The sequence below is a fragment of the Diaphorobacter sp. C33 genome, from assembly GCF_030503915.1.
Lineage (GTDB): Bacteria > Pseudomonadota > Gammaproteobacteria > Burkholderiales > Burkholderiaceae_C > Diaphorobacter > Diaphorobacter nitroreducens.
On the sequence record NZ_CP129980.1, the window covers coordinates 3,408,221 to 3,420,804 of the forward strand.

Genomic DNA, 12,584 nt, shown 5'->3' on the forward strand with positions numbered 1-12,584 from the left:
CGCCGCTGGGACCAGTATTCCACGGAAAAGGGGCCGTGGCGGCCTTCGTGCGCGGTCGCGGCCTTGTCCCACGCCGGGACGCGCCCGCCGCCCGCGGCAAATGCTGGCATCAGGGCGTGTCGTGATGACTCAAGGACAGGTCGGCGAAGTCGCCGTTGGCCTGCGTGAGGCGGATGCGCACCGGCAGATAGCCCATGTCCGTGCCCAGCCAGAGTTCGGCCTTCTGATCGTAACGCTGGTCGGGGCGGGGCAGGCGCTGCAGCTTGAGCGCGGGCGTGCTGCCGGCGGGCAGCTCCAGCGTTTGCGGCCCTTCCACGGTGAAGGTCCAGCGCTCGGCGCTGCGCGCACCCACGGTGGTCAGCGTGATCCGGGTGCCGGGGGGATAGCGTTCGGGAGCGGCGGCCAGCAGGGCGCCCAGCTGGATGAACACGCTCAGCCGGTCCTGGGCGCCGCTGCCAATGGCCGCGCGCGGGGCGTTGGCGCTGAAGATCACCTCGCCGCGCTCGAAGTCGAAATGCGCTGCGCGCTCGCTGCGCGACTTGTCGCCGAAGCGCGTGGGGCGCAGTCCTTGCGGCGTGATTTGGCCCACGCTGCTTTGCGAGCGCGCGCCCAGCAGGAAGGCCTTGATCTGCTGGCGCGCCTCGTACTGCGTACCGTCCTGGCGCCACAGCAGTTCGGCGCTGGCGTTGTAGTGGAACTTTTTCACCTCGCCCGTAACGTCGAACGCCAGCCGCGCCGAGGGCGGCAGGCGTACCGGGGGCGGTTCGGTGCCGGCCACGGCACCCGCGGCGCCCGGGGGCAGGATTTCCACGCCCGCGGTCAACGCGGGCGCCTCCTGCGCCGGCTGCGATGCGGCGGCGGCTGGCGCGGACGCGCTGGAGGCTTCGGCCATTGCGGGCATGGCCGGATCTCTGGCCGGGGAGAGGGGGGCGGAGGGTGCCTGGGGCGCCGCGGCGTCCGCCGGCACTTCGGGGGGTGGGGCGGAGGAACCGGCCGGCACCTCGGCAGGGGGCTCCGCGGGCGACGGTGCGGTTTGCGCGGGCGCTTCCATGACAGGTGCGGGCTCGGCGTGCTGCGTGGGAGGCGGTGCCTCCACGGGCGGCGGCGGTGGCTTGCGCACAGGACGGGGGCGCGGCTTGGGGGCCGGCGGCGGCACTGGCGCGGCCTGGGGTTCCGGGGGAGGCGGCGGTGGAGGCGGGGGCTCCACCATCCGCGTATGGAAGGCCAGCCGCTGCGGCGCGCCTTGGTCCGTGCCGCCCCGCGGCAACCCGACCAGCACCAGCCAGTGCAGGGCCAGTACCACGGCGGTCAGCAGCAGCAGGGCGCGGCGCGGCATGCGTTCAGCCGGGTGTGGCGGCGTGACCCAGGTCGCGCGAGAGCTGCTCCGCCGCGGCGCGCAGCGGAGCCTCTATCGCACCGCCCCAGGCGGCATCGAACGTGGCGGCGGGGCCCAGCGTGGTGATGGCCAGGGCCAGGTGGCCGCCGGCGTCGAACACGGGCGCGCAGAAAGCGTGGATGCCCGGCAGCAGCGTGTCCAGCACCCGCGCGCAGCGGCGCTCGCGCACCTCGCGCAGCAGTGCCTGCACGCCGGCCTCGTCGTGCGGCAGGTCGGCGCGGCCCTGGCGGGTGGCGAGCGCGAGTTCCTCGGCCAGCAGCGCGGCGGTCTTCTCGCGTGGCAGGTAAGCGGCAAAGCAGCGGCCCGTGGCGGAGCTGAGCAGCGGCATCACGTCGCCCAGGCGCAGGTTGGCCGTGAGCGCGCGTGGTGCCTCCTCCCAGTGCACGATGGTCGGTCCATGGTTGCCCCAGACGGCCAGCGCCAGCGTGTGGCCCAGCGCATCCATGAGTGGCGCCATGCGCTCGCGCGCCAGCCGCATGGCATCGAGGCGTGCCAGCGAAGCAAGCCCTAACTTGAGTGCCGCAGGGCCCAGGTCGTAACGGGCGTTGCGGGCGTCCTGCACCACCAGGCCCAGGCGCTGAAAGCTCACCAGGTAGCGGTGGGCCTTGGCCGCGCTCATGCCGGCCTCCTGCGCCAGGTCCTTGAGCATCAGCGGCCCGCGGGCGCGCGACAGCGCGTCCAGCAGCGCGAACCCGACCTCCACCGACTGAATGCCGACGCGTTCCTTGTCCATCTGCACTAGAATTTTGGAGTTTTGTTTAGTTAAATCAATTCACTGGATCGTAATTTGTGCCAGGCGAGAGGGCTCGCGCGGCGCAGGCGATGCATTCACCCGGAGACCCAGGCCCATGAAACTTGCTACCTACAAAGACGGATCGCGCGACGGCCAGCTTGTCGTGGTGTCGCGCGATCTGGGCACGGCCCATTATGCGACCGGCATTGCCAGCCGCCTGCAGCAGGTGCTGGACGACTGGAACTTCATGGCGCCCCAGTTGCAGGACCTGTACGACCAGCTCAATGCCGGCCGCGCGCGCCATCCGTTCCCCTTCGATCCGCAGCAGTGCATGGCGCCGCTGCCGCGCGCCTACCAGTGGGCGGACGGCTCGGCCTACATCAACCACGTGGAGCTGGTGCGCAAGGCGCGCAATGCCGAGGTGCCCGCCAGCTTCTACACCGATCCGCTCATGTACCAGGGCGGCAGCGACGACTTCATCGGCCCCTGCGACGACGTGGTGGTGCCCAGCGAGGCCATGGGCATCGACTTTGAGGCCGAGATTGCCGTCGTCACCGGCGACGTGAAGATGGGCGCCAGCCCGGAGCAGGCCCTGGACGGCATCCGCCTGGTGATGCTGGCCAACGACGTCAGCCTGCGCAACCTGATCCCGGCCGAGCTGGCCAAGGGCTTCGGTTTCTTCCAGTCCAAGCCGGCGACCGCCTTCAGCCCCGTGGCGGTGACGCTGGACGAGCTGGGCGACGCCTGGCAGGGCGGGCGCGTGCACCTCACGCTGCAGTCCACCTGGAACGGCCGCAAGGTGGGCATGTGCGACGCGGGGCCGGAGATGACCTTCCACTTCGGCCAGCTCATCGCGCACATCGCCAAGACACGCAACGTGCGCGCCGGCTCCATCGTGGGCAGCGGCACGGTGAGCAACAAGGACTGGGCCAAGGGCTACAGCTGCATTGCCGAAAAGCGCTGCATCGAGACCATCCAGGACGGCCAGCCCAGCACCGAGTTCATGCGCTATGGCGACACCATCCGCATCGAGATGAAGAACAAGGCCGGCCAGAGCCTGTTCGGCGCCATTGACCAGACCATTGCCGCGCCGCAGTAGTTTGAGGTCATTTTGGGCCGTAGCGCCCGTCCATCAAGCGCGAGCAGCTATTAATAAAAGAGCAAGGAGACAACCGATGGAACGCAGAACCTTCCTGGCGGCCTGTGCCGCCACGGCGGCGGCGCCGTGGACACGCGCCGACACGGGCTATCCCAGCCAACCCATCCGCTGGGTGGTGCCCTACCCGGCGGGCGGCGGCACCGATGTGCTGGCGCGCACCGTGGCCGAGGCCATGCGCGGCGGGCTGGGCCAGCAGATCGTGGTGGACAACCGGCCTGGCGCGTCCACCAACATCGGCAGCCAGATCGTCGCCACCGCCAAGCCGGACGGCTACACCGTCATGTCGGCGGACAACGCGCTGCTGGCCTACAACGAGCACCTGTACCGCCGGCTGCCCTTCCACCCGGACAAGGACTTCACGTACATCGGCGGGCTGTCGCGCTTTCCTCTGGTGCTGGTGGTGAATCCGGCGTTCGCGGCGCAGACCTTCCAGGACTTCCTGGCCTATGTGAAGGCCCACCCCGGCCAGGTGAACTACGCCTCGCCCGGCAACGGCTCGCCGCACCACCTGGCGATGGAGTTGTTCAAGCACCGCACGCAGACGTTCCTTACGCACATTCCCTACCGCGGCGCGGCCCCGGCGGTGCAGGACGTGATGGGTGGCCAGGTGCCCTGCATGTTCCTGGACCTTGCGGCCGGCCTGCCGGTGATCCAGTCGGGCAAGGTGCGTGCGCTGGCCATCGGCGCCGCCCGGCGTGCGGCCGCGCTGCCGCACGTGCCCACGCTGGCAGAGGTGGGCGTGGCCGATGCCGAGGTCTATGCGTTTCAGGGCCTGCTGGGCCCGGCCGGGCTGCCGACGGCCATCACCGCACGGCTGAATGCCGGGCTGAACCAGGCGTTGGCCGCGCCCGAGGTGGTGGAGCGCATGCGGGCCTTTGGCATGGAACCGCTGGCCGGCACGCCCGAGCAGTTCCACGCGCTGGCCCGCGCCGAGGCGCGGCGCTGGGGGCCGGTCATTGCCGCCACGGGCGTGAAGCTGGATTGAGGTTTGGTGCCAAAAGTGGCTGTAGCGCTTGACAGTCAAGCGCTAACAGCTAACTTTTTGATAGTTAAGAGGCCAGCGGCTCCACCTGTACCCGGCAGTCGTAGAACGTGGGCCCCGCGCCCAGGTCGGTCAGGGCCTGGCTGGTCAGTTCGTTCACGTTGGTGCCGTTGTGGCCCAGCTTGCGCCACCACACGCCCAGGCCGTTCACCACGCCGGGACGGGCGCGCCCGTTGAGCGCGGCGTGGCAGGCGTAGCTGCCGCGGTCGTTGAATACGCGCACCAGGGCGCCGTCGGCAATGCCGCGCGCCGCGGCATCTTCGGGGTGGATCTCCAGCAGCGGGCGGCCTTCGATGTCGCGCAGGCTCTGCAGGTTCACGAAGGTGGAGTTGAGGAAGTTGCGCGCCGGCGGCGAGATCATGGCCAGCGGGTAGTCGGCCGAGGTGCCCGCGCCCTCGTGGTTGGGCACGTAGCCCGGCAGCGGATCCAGCCCCTGGTCGGCCAGCCGCTGGCTGTAAAACTCGCATTGGCCCGAGGGCGTGGGAAAGCCGCCGTCGGCGAATGGCGCATCGGGCACGGACAGGGGCGCGAAGCCCTGTTCCAGCAGCAGATCGAAGTCCACCTGGTCGCCATAGGCCTGGCGGCACAGTGCCTCGTCGCTGTCGGCAAAGCAGGGTTCGGTGAAGCCCATGCGCGCGGCCAGGTCGCGGAAGATCTGCGCATTGCTGCGCGCCTGGCCCTGGGGCGCAATCGCGGGCCGGTTGAGCAGCACGTCGGTGTGGCCGTAGGCCAGGTGCACGTCCCAGTGCTCCAGCTGCGTGGTCGCGGGCAGGATGTAGTCGGCGTAGTCGGCCGTGTCGGTCTGGAAGTGCTCCAGCACCACGGTGAACAGGTCCTCGCGCGCAAAGCCGCGCACCACTTGGCGGGAGTCCGGCGCCACGGCCACGGGGTTGCTGTTGTAGACCACCAGCGCCTCGATCTTCGGCCCGAAGCTGGGCGATGCGTCGCGCAGCAGGTCGTCGCCGATGGTCACCATGTTGATGGTGCGCGGGCTGCGGCCCGCCAGCAGGTCGGGGCGCTGCAGCGCGGCCCGGTCCACGGGGAAGCTGCCGGAGCTGGACAGCAGCACGCCGCCTGCGCGGTGGCGCCAGGCGCCCGTGAGTGCCGGCAGGCTGGCGATGGCGCGCACCGCGTTGGCGCCGCCGTGCGCGCGCTGCACGCCGTAGTTCAGGCGGATGGCGGCGGGCCGCGTGGTGCCGTAGTCGTGCGCCAGCCGGCGGATCTGCTCCACGGGCAGGCCGCAGACCTCGGCCGCGCGCTCGGGCGGCCACTGCAGGGCGCGCTCGCGCAGTTGCTCCCAGCCCAGCGTGTGCCGGGCGAGATAGTCGTGGTCCAGCCAGTCGTGCACGATCAGTTCGTGCATCAGCGCCAGGGCCAGCGCGGCGTCGGTCCCCGGGCGCAGTTGCAGGTGCTCATGGCATTTCTCGGCCGTCTCGCTCTTGCGCGGGTCGATGCAGACCAGGCGCGCGCCGTCGCGTTTGGCCTGCTGCGCGATGCGCCAGAAATGCAGGTTGCTGCCGATGGAGTTGCTGCCCCAGATCAGGATGAGCTGGGCCTCGGCGAAGAACTCCACCTTCATTCCCACCTTGGCACCCAGCGTGTGCACCAGGCCTTCGCCGCCCGCCGTGGCGCAGATGGTGCGCGCCAGCAGCGACGCGCCCAGGCGGTGGAAGAAGCGCCGGTCCATGCTCTCGCCCTGCACCAGCCCCATGGTGCCCGCGTAGCTGTAAGGCTGGATGGCCTGGGGGTCGCGCGCGGCGATGTGCGCCAGGCGCGCCGCGATGTCCCCCAGCGCTTCGTCCCAGCTCACCGGTGTGAACTGCCCGCTGCCCTTGGGGCCCGTACGCCTGAGTGGCGTGAGGATGCGCTCGGCATGGTGGGTGCGCTCGGCGTACTTCGACACCTTGGCGCACAGCACGCCGCCGGTCTGCGCATGCGCCGGGTTGCCCTGTACGCGCACGGCGCGGCCGTTCTCCACGGTGGTGATCAGGGCGCAGGTGTCGGGGCAGTCGTGGGGGCAGGCGCCGCGCACCTGGTGGGTGGCCGAAGCGTCGGGGACGGGAGTCGGGAGCATGTGTGGGGACTTTGGTGAGGGATGAACCGGGGAAAACGGGCTTCGGTAAACTTCGCGCCGGGCACTCCGTTTAACGCAGTGCCTTATTTATTTCAATAATGGTTTACTCTGAGGGTTTTCTATGCATTCAACGCGGTTGAGCCGCCGGCAATTCTCGGCAGGGATGGGCGCGGCCCTGCTGACCGGCGCATCCCTGACGCGCGCGCAGAGCGACACGCGCATTGTGCTGGGCCAATCCGCGGCCCTGACCGGGCCTGCCAGCCAATTGGGCCTGCAGTTCCAGGCGGGTGCCAAGCTGGCGTTCGATCAGGTCAATGCCCAGGGCGGCATCGGGCGGCGCACCATCGAGCTGCGCTCGCTGGACGACGGCTACGAGCCCGACCGCTGCGCCGAGAACACGCGCCGCCTGATCAATGAGGACGTGCTGGCCCTCTTTGGCTACGTGGGCACGCCCACCAGCCTGGCCGCGCAACCACTGTTCACGCAGGCCAAGGTGCCATTCTTCGCGCCCGTCACGGGCGCGGAGTCCCTGCGCCAGCCGTTCAACCGCCTGGCCTTCCACGTGCGCGCCTCCTACGCGGACGAGGCCGAGCTCATCGTGCGCCAGCTCACCAACCTGGGGCTGGACCGCATCGGCGTCTTCTACCAGGACGACGCCTACGGCAAGGCTGGCCTGGACGCCGTGACCCGTGCACTGGCCACGCGCAAGCTGGCGCCCGTGGCGACCGGCACGGTGGCGCGCAACTCCGCCAACGTGACGGCTGCCGTGGCGCCGCTGGTGGCGGCGCAGCCCGTGGCCATCGTGCAGATCGGTGCCTATGCCGCCAGTGCGGCGTTCGTGCTGGCCGCGCGCAAGGCGGGGTACGGCGGCAAGTTCTACAACGTGTCCTTCGTGGGCACGCAGGCGCTGGCGGATGCGCTGGGCGCCAACGGCGCGGGCGTGGTGGTGTCGCAGGTGGTGCCTTCGCCCTACCAACAGTCGCGCCAGATCACGCGTGAATTCCAAGAGGCCATCAAGAAGGGCGGCAACGTGCAGGCCAACTACTCCAGCATGGAGGGCTACCTGGCCGCGCGCGTCTTCATCGAGGGGCTGCGCAACGCGCAGGCGCACGCCAGCGGCAAGCTCACCCGCGAGAGCCTGGTGGCGGGGCTGGAATCCCTGCGCGGTTCGGTGGGCGGTTTTACGGTCAACTTCAGCCCGTCCGACCATGAGGGCTCGCGCTTCGTGGAGATGTCCATGCTCACCGGCGACGGCCGCGTGCGCACCTGAGCGCTCCTCGCCCGCCGGCGCCATCGGCGGGTCGCAGGGGCTTCGGGCCCGCTTCGGCGCGGATCGGGGAGCACGGCTAGACTGTGGCATTCTCAGGACGACAGGCCCGATCCCCATGAACATCATCGACTCCATCGCCCGCGAAGCGGCCGCCATCGCCGAGGTGCGGCGCGACATCCATGCCCATCCCGAACTGTGCTTTCAGGAGGTGCGCACGGCCGACGTGATCGCGGCCAAGCTCACCGAATGGGGCATCCCCATCCACCGCGGGCTGGGCACCACCGGTGTGGTGGGCATCGTGCACGGCCGTGACGGCGGTGCCTGCGGCCGCGCCGTGGGCCTGCGCGCAGACATCGACGCCCTGCCCATGCAGGAGTTCAACACCTTCGCCCATGCGAGCAAGCACCAGGGCCGGATGCACGCCTGCGGCCACGACGGCCACACGGCCATGCTGTTGGCGGCGGCGCAGTATTTCTCCAAGCACCGCGACTTCGACGGCACCGTGTATTTGATCTTCCAGCCGGCGGAAGAGGGTGGCGGCGGCGCACGCGAGATGATCAAGGACGGCCTGTTTGAGCGGTTCCCCATGCAGGCGGTGTTCGGCATGCACAACTGGCCGGGTATGCCGGCCGGCAGCTTTGCCGTGAGCCCCGGCCCGGTGATGGCGTCAAGCAATGAGTTCAAGATCACCATCCGCGGCAAGGGCAGCCACGGCGCCATGCCGCACATGGGCATTGACCCCGTGCCCGTGGCCTGCCAGATGGTGCAGGCGTTCCAGAACATCATCAGCCGCAACAAGAAGCCCATCGAGGCGGGCGTGATCTCGGTGACGATGATCCACGCCGGCGAGGCCACCAACGTAGTGCCCGACAGCTGCGAGCTGCAGGGCACGGTGCGCACCTTCTCCACCGAGCTGCTGGACATGATCGAGCGCCGCATGCGGCAGGTGGCCGAGCACACCTGCGCCGCGTTCGAGGCGCGCTGCGAATTCGAGTTCGTGCGCAATTACCCCCCCACCATCAACTCGCCGGCCGAGGCCGAGTTCGCGCGCCAGGTGATGGTGGGCATCGTGGGTGAAGACAAGGTGCTGGCGCAGGAGCCCACCGGGGGCGCGGAGGATTTTTCCTTCATGCTGCAGGCCAAGCCGGGCGCCTATGTGTTCATCGCCAACGGCGACGGCGACCACCGCGCCATGGGCCACGGCGGCGGTCCCTGCACGCTGCACAACCCCAGCTACGACTTCAACGATGCGCTGATTCCGCTGGGCGGCACCTATTGGGTGGAACTGGCGCGCCAATGGCTGGCACAGCCCACGGCCTGAGAGGTTCCGGGTCCCCGTGAGGCGGCATTCACACGGCTGACATGCCCAGGCTCCACCGTTGCGCGGTGGGGCCTTTTTTACATGTCCAAAGGGGGTTTCGATGATCGGTATCCCGCAGGCGTTCGCCGCAAGTTACGCACAGGCGCGGGCTCAATTTGTTGGCGCCGCGGCGGTGGCCGGCCTGGCGCTGCATCCGCAGGTGCATCCGCTGTGCGGCCCCAACGGCGAGACGCTGGCGCTGGACGTGGTGCGGGATGGGCCGCTTGACGCGCCCCGCCTGCTCATCGTGAGCAGCGGCTGCCACGGCGTGGAGGGCTTGTGCGGCAGTGGCGTGCAGGTGTTCGCGCTGCAGGATGGCGAGTGGCGCGCCAAGGCACGGGCGCAGCGTGTGGCCGTGCTCTACCTGCATGCGCTCAACCCGTACGGCTTCGCCCACCTGCGCCGCGTGACACACGAAAACGTGGACCTGAATCGCAACTTCGTGGACTTCAGCCAGCCGTTGCCGGCCAACCCCGCCTACAGTGCGCTGCACCCCGTGTTGTTGCCGCCCGAATGGCCGCCCAGCGAGGCCAATACGCAGGCCTTGCTCGATCTGCTGAATGCGCACGGCTTGCAGGCGCTGCAGGCGGCGATCACCCGCGGGCAGTACCAGCACCCGGACGGCCTGTACTTCGGCGGCACGGCGCCCACCTGGAGCAACTGCACGTTGCGCGCCGTGCTGCGCCGCGCGGGCGCGCGCGCCGAACGCATCGCCTGGGTGGACCTGCACACGGGCCTGGGGCCGAGCGGCCATGGCGAGCGCATCCATGCGGGGCGCGACGAGGCGCAGGCCCTGGCGCGTGCGCGCCGCTGGTGGGACGGGGGTGGCGCCACGCCGGTCACGTCCACCGAAGACGGCTCCTCCACCTCTGCGCCGCTCACGGGGCTGATGTGCCACAGCGCCTATGACGAGTGCCCGCAGGCGGAGGTCACGGCCCTCACGCTGGAGTTCGGCACGCAGCCCGCGCCCGCCGTGCTGCAGGCGCTGCGGGCGGACCATTGGCTGCACCGGCATCCCGAGGCATCGCCCGCCCTGGCCGCGCGGGTCCATGCCCAGATGCGCGAGGCCTTCTACACCGACACCGACGCCTGGAAGGGTCAGGTGATCAGCCAGGCGCGGCAGGTGCTGTTCCAGGCCGTGGATGGGCTGTGCATGGCGTGATCCTGGGGAGGCTTTAAAAAAGAACGGTCGTTCGTGTTTTGACTACACTGTGCGGCGATACCAACCCTGAACCGGAGACACTCCATGTCCGATCTGAACGCCACCTTCGAGGCCGCCGTGGCCAATTCCAAGAACCTCAGCGAGCGCCCCGACAACCCGACGCTGCTGAAGATCTATGCGTTGTACAAGCAGGCCACCGCCGGCGACAACGCCGAGAAGAAGCCGAGCTTCTCTGACATCGTGGGGCGCGCCAAGTGGGACGCTTGGGAAAAGCTCAAGGGCACGTCCGGCGACGCGGCCAAGCAGCAGTACATCGACTTGATCGAATCCCTGCGCGGCTGAGCGCTGTGGGCCCGCCAGCGTGCGGGCCAACCGTCCCCCAGGCCGCGAAGCCGCAGCAGGCACGCGGGGGCGGGGGCAACGCGGCGTCAGCCTCCGCCGTGGGCCACCCGGGGCGGCTGTGGCGCCAGCGCCTGCAGCGCGGCGGTGCGCTCGGCCTGCGGCGCCTGGGCCAGCGCCCGCACGGCTGCATGAAAGCGCGGCCAGTCGCGCCCCTCGCGCTCGAACAGCGCCATGAATGCGGGCACCCCTTCGTCATAAGCCGCCTGCGCGGCGAAGCTGGCGTTGTTGGCATCGCGCACCCAACGGTCCAGCGCCGCCAGTTGTGCCTCCGGGACGTGTGCGGCCAGCCAGCGCGCGCGCAGCGTGGCATAGGCCGCGCGGAAGTCCTGCATTGCTTCTTTTTTCATAGCTGATAGCGCTTGATGGTCGGGCGCTACAGCCCCATTTGATGCATAAATCTCGGCCAGCCGTCGGCGCGTTGCCTGGGTCAGCGCGCGCCATTGCGCGCGGCGCTCCTCGCTGGCCGCGAACTGGGCGCGGGTGGCCGGGGTGGCGTGCTGCTGCAGCCAGCGCTGCACGCCCAGCCGCTCCACCGCCGTGGCGTAGGATTCGTTGAACGCGGTATCGCCCTCGGCATACGCCACCTGGTGCGCCAATTCGTGCAGCAGCAGCCGCACGAAGTCGCCCTCGGGCCAGCCGATGAAGGTGGACAGCAGCGGGTCGCCCCCCATCCAGTTGCTGTAGCCCAGCGTGGAATACGCGGGTACGCCGTACACGCTGACCTCCAGTCCCGTGGCCGCCAGGCGCGCGGCCTCGGCCCGTGCGCCGGGCTCGTCGAAGTAGCCGCGGTAGCCGATGCAGCCGGTGATCGGAAAGCACCAGCGGTGCAGCGTGAGCGAATAGGGGCCCGCCGCCACCACGTTCCACACGGCAGCCGTGCGGTCCAGGCGCGCATAGCGGCGGTAGCTGGCGTTGTCGGGCAGGGCCAGCTCGTCCACCGCGAACGCCCGGGCGCGCTGGGCCAGCTGCAGCCGCTCGCGCAGCGGCGCGGAGGTGTCGGGGTGGGTGATCCACTCCTGCACCGGGCGCGCGGCGTTCATGATCTCCAGGTGCCCGCGCAGGGACTGCCAGTAGTAGCCCAACGTGCCGCCCGACTGGGCGCAGCCGCCCAGCAGCAGCGCGGCTGCCAGCAGTGGCCACGGGCGCCGGGGCGATGGGGTGGATGTGCTCATGGTGGCGGAGGCGGGTGCGGCCAAGCATAGCAAGACGTTCTTGCGCCATGCGACCCAACCCCCACAATGCCCCCATGCTCGAAACCATCGAACCCTCCCCCCCAGACGAGGCCAGTGGCCTGTTCACCGACGAGGGCGGCCATGCGCGCTGCTTCTGGTGCCGCGCCAGCCCGCTGTACCAGCACTACCACGACCACGAATGGGGCTTCCCGGTGACGGACGAGCGCCGCCTGTTCGAGAAGCTCTGCCTGGAGGGGTTCCAGGCCGGCTTGTCGTGGATCACCATCCTGAACAAGCGCGAGGCCTTCCGCGCGGCGCTGGCGCAGTTCGAGGCCGAGCCGCTGGCGGACTTCGGCGCCGCCGAGGTGGACCAACTGATGGGCAACGCCGGTATCGTGCGCCACCGCGGCAAGATCGAGTCGGCCATCAACAATGCGCGCCGCGTGCTGGAGCTGCGCCGCGAGTTCGGGTCGCTGGCGCACTATGTGTGGCGCTATGCGCCCCTGGCCGCGCAGCAGCGGCCCGAGCGCATGACGCTGCCTGCGGTGCGTTCGATGACCACCTCGGCGGCGTCGGTGGCGCTGTCCAAGGATTTGAAGAAGCGTGGGTTCAGCTTCGTGGGTCCAACCACCATGTATGCCTTCATGCAGGCCATGGGGCTGGTCAACGACCACCTGGAGGGCTGCGGCGCACGCGCTGCGGCAGAGGCCGCGCGCGCCGCGTTCACACCCCCCGCTGCGGGCTGATGCGCGCCCCAAAGCCGGCTTAAGGCCGGCTCACGCTATTCGCACTGGCAAAAATAGTGTGAACAGGC

At 69.7% G+C, this 12,584-nt stretch carries 11 protein-coding genes; 7 read left to right on the forward strand and 4 right to left on the reverse strand.

What is annotated here, in order from left to right; all coding sequences use genetic code 11:
- Positions 1 to 109: 109 nt before the first annotated feature.
- Both QY917_RS16080 and QY917_RS16085 read right to left on the reverse strand, forming a co-directional pair.
- Positions 110 to 1,336, reverse strand: a complete 1,227-nt coding sequence (locus QY917_RS16080) for a DUF3108 domain-containing protein (RefSeq protein ID WP_123674882.1) — start codon at positions 1,334 to 1,336, stop codon at positions 110 to 112.
- A gap of 4 nt (positions 1,337 to 1,340) precedes the next feature.
- A complete protein-coding gene (locus tag QY917_RS16085) occupies positions 1,341 to 2,129 on the reverse strand; it encodes an IclR family transcriptional regulator (protein ID WP_012655480.1) in 789 nt (262 codons plus the stop codon).
- 115 nt (positions 2,130 to 2,244) lie between these two features.
- On the opposite strand from QY917_RS16085, the gene QY917_RS16090 reads away from it, so the two are divergent.
- Together QY917_RS16090 and QY917_RS16095 are read left to right on the forward strand one after the other, a co-directional pair.
- Complete coding sequence (locus QY917_RS16090; protein WP_011803909.1) at positions 2,245 to 3,228, forward strand: fumarylacetoacetate hydrolase family protein; 984 nt, start codon at positions 2,245 to 2,247, stop codon at positions 3,226 to 3,228.
- Between the two features lie 76 nt (positions 3,229 to 3,304).
- On the forward strand, positions 3,305 to 4,273 hold the full coding sequence (locus QY917_RS16095; RefSeq protein WP_123674883.1) for a tripartite tricarboxylate transporter substrate binding protein: 969 nt from the start codon (positions 3,305 to 3,307) through the stop codon (positions 4,271 to 4,273).
- A gap of 64 nt (positions 4,274 to 4,337) precedes the next feature.
- On the opposite strand, the gene QY917_RS16100 is transcribed toward QY917_RS16095, so the two are convergent.
- The gene (locus tag QY917_RS16100) at positions 4,338 to 6,404 is read right to left on the reverse strand and encodes a molybdopterin-dependent oxidoreductase (protein ID WP_123674884.1); all 2,067 of its coding nucleotides are present in this window, start codon (positions 6,402 to 6,404) and stop codon (positions 4,338 to 4,340) included.
- A gap of 121 nt (positions 6,405 to 6,525) precedes the next feature.
- On the opposite strand from QY917_RS16100, the gene QY917_RS16105 reads away from it, so the two are divergent.
- The 4 genes from QY917_RS16105 to QY917_RS16120 all read left to right on the forward strand — a co-directional run bounded on the left by QY917_RS16105 (position 6,526) and on the right by QY917_RS16120 (position 10,538).
- Positions 6,526 to 7,674: an ABC transporter substrate-binding protein gene (locus tag QY917_RS16105; RefSeq protein ID WP_011803912.1), complete on the forward strand. Its 1,149-nt coding sequence runs from the start codon at positions 6,526 to 6,528 to the stop codon at positions 7,672 to 7,674.
- 115 nt (positions 7,675 to 7,789) lie between these two features.
- Positions 7,790 to 8,995, forward strand: coding sequence for a M20 aminoacylase family protein (locus QY917_RS16110; RefSeq protein ID WP_012655485.1), 1,206 nt, complete (start codon positions 7,790 to 7,792; stop codon positions 8,993 to 8,995).
- Positions 8,996 to 9,095: 100 nt separating this feature from the next.
- Positions 9,096 to 10,196: a M14 family metallopeptidase gene (locus QY917_RS16115; RefSeq protein WP_123674885.1), complete on the forward strand. Its 1,101-nt coding sequence runs from the start codon at positions 9,096 to 9,098 to the stop codon at positions 10,194 to 10,196.
- Positions 10,197 to 10,280: 84 nt separating this feature from the next.
- Complete coding sequence (locus QY917_RS16120) at positions 10,281 to 10,538, forward strand: acyl-CoA-binding protein (protein WP_011803915.1); 258 nt, start codon at positions 10,281 to 10,283, stop codon at positions 10,536 to 10,538.
- An 86-nt stretch (positions 10,539 to 10,624) separates the two neighbouring features.
- Here QY917_RS16120 and QY917_RS16125 read toward each other — a convergent pair whose 3' ends face one another.
- Complete coding sequence (locus tag QY917_RS16125) at positions 10,625 to 11,770, reverse strand: aminopeptidase (protein WP_123674886.1); 1,146 nt, start codon at positions 11,768 to 11,770, stop codon at positions 10,625 to 10,627.
- Between the two features lie 74 nt (positions 11,771 to 11,844).
- Here QY917_RS16125 and QY917_RS16130 point away from each other — a divergent pair, with 74 nt between their 5' ends.
- Positions 11,845 to 12,516 carry a DNA-3-methyladenine glycosylase I gene (locus QY917_RS16130; protein WP_123674887.1) on the forward strand — a complete coding sequence of 224 codons (672 nt, stop codon included), beginning with the start codon at positions 11,845 to 11,847 and terminating at the stop codon, positions 12,514 to 12,516.
- Positions 12,517 to 12,584: the final 68 nt, after the last annotated feature.

Bases quoted from the DNA above. Each gene is read 5' to 3' on its own strand.
- QY917_RS16085 (WP_012655480.1), bottom strand. From the start codon at position 2,129: ATGGACAAGGAACGCGTCGGCATTCAGTCGGTGGAGGTCGGGTTCGCG.
- QY917_RS16125 (WP_123674886.1), bottom strand. From the start codon at position 11,770: ATGAGCACATCCACCCCATCGCCCCGGCGCCCGTGGCCACTGCTGGCA.
- QY917_RS16115 (WP_123674885.1), top strand. From the start codon at position 9,096: ATGATCGGTATCCCGCAGGCGTTCGCCGCAAGTTACGCACAGGCGCGG.
- QY917_RS16080 (WP_123674882.1), bottom strand. From the start codon at position 1,336: ATGCCGCGCCGCGCCCTGCTGCTGCTGACCGCCGTGGTACTGGCCCTG.
- QY917_RS16120 (WP_011803915.1), top strand. From the start codon at position 10,281: ATGTCCGATCTGAACGCCACCTTCGAGGCCGCCGTGGCCAATTCCAAG.
- QY917_RS16095 (WP_123674883.1), top strand. From the start codon at position 3,305: ATGGAACGCAGAACCTTCCTGGCGGCCTGTGCCGCCACGGCGGCGGCG.
- QY917_RS16110 (WP_012655485.1), top strand. From the start codon at position 7,790: ATGAACATCATCGACTCCATCGCCCGCGAAGCGGCCGCCATCGCCGAG.
- QY917_RS16100 (WP_123674884.1), bottom strand. From the start codon at position 6,404: ATGCTCCCGACTCCCGTCCCCGACGCTTCGGCCACCCACCAGGTGCGC.
- QY917_RS16130 (WP_123674887.1), top strand. From the start codon at position 11,845: ATGCTCGAAACCATCGAACCCTCCCCCCCAGACGAGGCCAGTGGCCTG.
- QY917_RS16090 (WP_011803909.1), top strand. From the start codon at position 2,245: ATGAAACTTGCTACCTACAAAGACGGATCGCGCGACGGCCAGCTTGTC.
- QY917_RS16105 (WP_011803912.1), top strand. From the start codon at position 6,526: ATGCATTCAACGCGGTTGAGCCGCCGGCAATTCTCGGCAGGGATGGGC.